Below are 3,692 nucleotides of genomic sequence, written 5' to 3' on the forward strand. Positions count from 1 at the left end.
GGCGTTTGAGGACGAGCGCGTTCAGCGCGACAAGGGGGGTCTGGGGGCGCAGCCCCCAGGGATGGGACGGGTAGGGGCGGCGGGGGCGAAGAACAATCCCGTCGAGCCACCGCCCCGTACGCTGTACCGTTCTTGATGTCCCCGCCCATACAGTCGGCGGGGCCATCGATCCCGCACCGGCGGGTCATCCGGATACACACATGTACGTGGGGACTCTGTCCTTCGACCTCCTGCTCGGCGACGTACGCTCGCTGAAGGAGAAGCGCTCCGTCGTCCGCCCGATCGTCGCCGAACTCCAGCGCAAGTACGCGGTGAGCGCGGCCGAGGTCGAACACCTCGACCTGCACCGCAGAGCAGGCATCGGCCTCGCGGTGGTGGCAGGCGACACGGCACACATCACCGATGTGCTGGACCAGTGCGAGCGACTGGTCGCCGGCCGCCCAGAGGTGGAACTGCTGTCCGTACGACGACGGCTCCACGGCGACGACGACTAGAGCCCAACAAATGAACGACCTGCAAGAACGCAGGACGCAGAACGCGGAACAGAAAAGAACGGGAGACGGACCAGTGGCCGACAACGCGCGGGCGAAGAGGTTGGCTGACCTCATCCGAGAGGTGGTGGCCCAGAAGCTCCAGCGCGGGATCAAGGACCCGCGCCTCGGCACCCACGTCACCATCACGGACACCCGGGTCACCGGGGACCTCCGGGAGGCGACCGTCTTCTACACGGTCTACGGGGACGACGAGGACCGGGCGGCCGCTGCCGCCGGCCTGGAGAGCGCCAAGGGCGTCCTGCGCTCCGCCGTCGGCCAGGCCGCAGGCGTGAAGTTCACGCCGACCCTGGCCTTCGTCGCCGACGCCCTCCCGGACACCTCCAAGAAGATCGAGGACCTCCTCGACAAGGCCCGTGCCTCCGACGCACAGGTGCGCCAGGCGTCCGCGGGCGCCGCGTTCGCCGGTGACGCGGACCCGTACAAGAAGCCGGACGACGAGGACGACACCGCCGAATGACGCAGCAGAACACCAGGACGCCCGACGGGCTTGTCATCGTCGACAAGCCGTCGGGCTTCACTTCGCACGACGTGGTCGCCAAGATGCGCGGGATCGCCAGGACCCGCCGCGTCGGACACGCCGGCACCCTCGACCCCATGGCCACGGGCGTGCTCGTCCTCGGGGTCGAGCGCGCGACCAAGCTCCTCGGCCACCTCGCGCTGACCGAGAAGGAGTACCTCGGCACCGTCCGCCTCGGACAGAACACGCTCACCGACGACGCCGAGGGGGACATCACCTCCTCCACCGACGCCTCCGGGGTCACCCGCGAGGCCGTCGACGCCGGCGTCGCCAAGCTGACCGGCCGCATCATGCAGGTGCCGTCCAAGGTCAGCGCCATCAAGATCAACGGCGTGCGCTCGTACAAGCGGGCCCGCGAGGGCGAGGAGTTCGAGATCCCGGCCCGCCCGGTCACCGTCTCCTCCTTCGCGGTGTACGACGTCAGGGACGCCGTCGCGGCCGACGGCACCCCCGTACTCGACCTGGTCGTGTCGGTGGTGTGCTCCTCCGGTACGTACATCCGCGCGCTGGCCCGGGACCTGGGCGCCGACCTGGGCGTCGGCGGTCACCTCACCGCACTGCGCCGGACGCGCGTCGGCCCGTACAAGCTGGACGCGGCCCGCACGCTCGACCAGTTGCAGCAGGAGCTGACGGTGATGCCGATCGCCGACGCGGCCACCGCCGCGTTCCCCCGCTGGAACGTGGACGAGAAGCGGGCACGGCTGCTGACGAACGGCGTACGGCTGGAGATGCCCGAGGAGTACACGGGCGTCGGCGCTGTGGCCGTCTTCGACCCCGCCGGGCAGTTCCTCGCCCTGGTGGAGGAGGAGAAGGGCAAGGCGAAGAGCCTCGCGGTCTTCGTCTGACGTTCCGCGCCGTGGAGCGGCGATCACGGGGACACGTTCCCGCCGCTCCACGGTTCCCCCTCGGTTCCCCCACCCAAGGGTGTATCCATCCCTCGCGATTCATTCACCCGTCCGGGCAGGCGCTCGGAGTGAACCGAGGGGGCGGAAGGGGGCGCGTTCGTCGCACGCTCTGTCCTGCTGATCACCGGATGCCTACCGTCGAAAGCAGACGTGTGCGTACGCAGGCACGCGTGTACGGCGGGGAGGACGACGATGGCGGGACGGGGCCCGCGCGCCGGGGGCGGCCGTCGGCCGTCGGCCGACGCGCCTGAGACGCGAGAAGACGAACCGGCCGTCGAGGCCGCCGATGCCGCTGACGAGTCGCTCGTGCGGGTGTGCGACCTGGCCGGTCGCCCACGGGGTACGGGCTTCGTGGCCGACCACCACGGCACACTGATCACCAGCCACGAGGCCGTCGACGGACTGGCCCGGCTGGTCCTCCACGGCCCCGCAGACCGTACGTGTGTGGTGTCGGCGGCAGACGCGGTGACCCTTCTCCCGACCTTGGGCCTGGCCCTGGTGCGCACGGAGGGCCTGGGCGCGGACCCGCTCCCCGTCTCGGTCCGGGACCGGGTGGCGACTGGCACATACGTACGGATCGCGGCGGGCGGCTGGCGCGAGGCGCGTGTGCTCGGCACGACCGACGTCACCTACACGGCCACGGACCGCTTCCATCTCCTCCCCGACGCCCTGGAGTTGGCGATCGGCACGGCGGGCAGCGACGCGCTGCGACTGGGCGGCGGCGCGGCCGGGGGACCCGTGCTCGACCGTACGACGGGAGCGGTGCTGGGGGTACTGGGCACGGCTCTGCTGCCGCAGCCCACGGGAGTGTCACCGGAACCGGCGGCCCACCGCGCACCCGGATTCGCGCTCCCCCTCCACACCCGGCGGGCAGTGGACGCCCCTCTTGCAGACCTCCTCGCCCGCAACGCGGCGACGGTCCCCGCGTACGGCGCAGACCTCAATCTCGCGGGCGTCCTGGAACTGACGGCCACCTCGGTGGGCTCGGACGGGCCGCCGGGCGCACTGGCGGGCTTCGTCGGCCGTACCTCGGGCGGCCTGGACGCGGGCGCGGTCGAGCCGGTCGAACGGGCCGAACTGGCAAGGGAGTTGAAGGCGTTCACCGCCGCACGCGAGAGCCCGGCCGTCGTCCTCGGCCTGGTCGGCGCCCCCGGCAGCGGCCGTACGACGGAACTCGCGGCCCTCGCCGCCCGCCGCCACCGCGACCCGGAACCGGCCCCCACCCTGTGGCTGCGCGGCGCCGACCTGCGCGACGAGGACACCTCGGTGGCGGACGCGGCCCGCCGCGCACTGGACCGAGCGGCCCGAATCGTGGCCGCGTCGGGCGAACACACCACCGACCTGGGCGACATCACCCCGGAACGCCTGGCCCACCTGTCCCACGAAACGTCCCGCCCCCTCCTGCTCCTCCTCGACGGCCCCGAGGAAATGCCCCCACTCCTGGCCCACCGAGCGAAGGATTGGACAAGGTCGACGGAGACCTGGCTCCGAGAATCACACGCCCGCTTGGTGGTGGCCTGCCGCCCGGAGTACTGGGAACAGACGGGGGGCGGCCCGGGCATTCCAGCCCGTCCGGCGTTCGCGGACGAGGCCGGCCCGGGCATTTCAGCCCGTCCGGCGTTTGAGGACGAGGCCGTTCAGGCCGAAGGGGGGTCTGGGGGCGCAGCCCCCAGGGATGGGACGGGTAGGGGCGGCGGGGGCGAAATCCGCCCCCGC

4 protein-coding genes are annotated in these 3,692 nt (G+C 71.9%); all 4 read left to right on the forward strand.

Translation table 11 applies throughout. The features are described 5' to 3' along the window. Positions 1 to 200: 200 nt before the first annotated feature. Entirely contained in the window at positions 201 to 494 is a 294-nt protein-coding gene (locus ACWCRB_RS49420; RefSeq protein ID WP_369035550.1) for a DUF503 domain-containing protein, read from the forward strand. A 73-nt stretch (positions 495 to 567) separates the two neighbouring features. Continuing rightward, positions 568 to 1,011, forward strand: a complete 444-nt coding sequence (gene rbfA / locus ACWCRB_RS49425; RefSeq protein ID WP_451002317.1) for a 30S ribosome-binding factor RbfA — start codon at positions 568 to 570, stop codon at positions 1,009 to 1,011. Next, positions 1,008 to 1,916, forward strand: coding sequence for a tRNA pseudouridine(55) synthase TruB (gene truB, locus ACWCRB_RS49430; RefSeq protein ID WP_235474473.1), 909 nt, complete (start codon positions 1,008 to 1,010; stop codon positions 1,914 to 1,916). The genes rbfA and truB overlap by 4 nt, the downstream gene beginning before the upstream one ends. A 252-nt stretch (positions 1,917 to 2,168) precedes the next feature. Beyond that, a partial coding sequence (locus ACWCRB_RS49435; RefSeq protein WP_451002316.1) for a trypsin-like peptidase domain-containing protein occupies positions 2,169 to 3,692 on the forward strand: 1,524 nt, incomplete at its 3' end.

It is taken from the genome of Streptomyces sp. NPDC002156, from assembly GCF_053593675.1.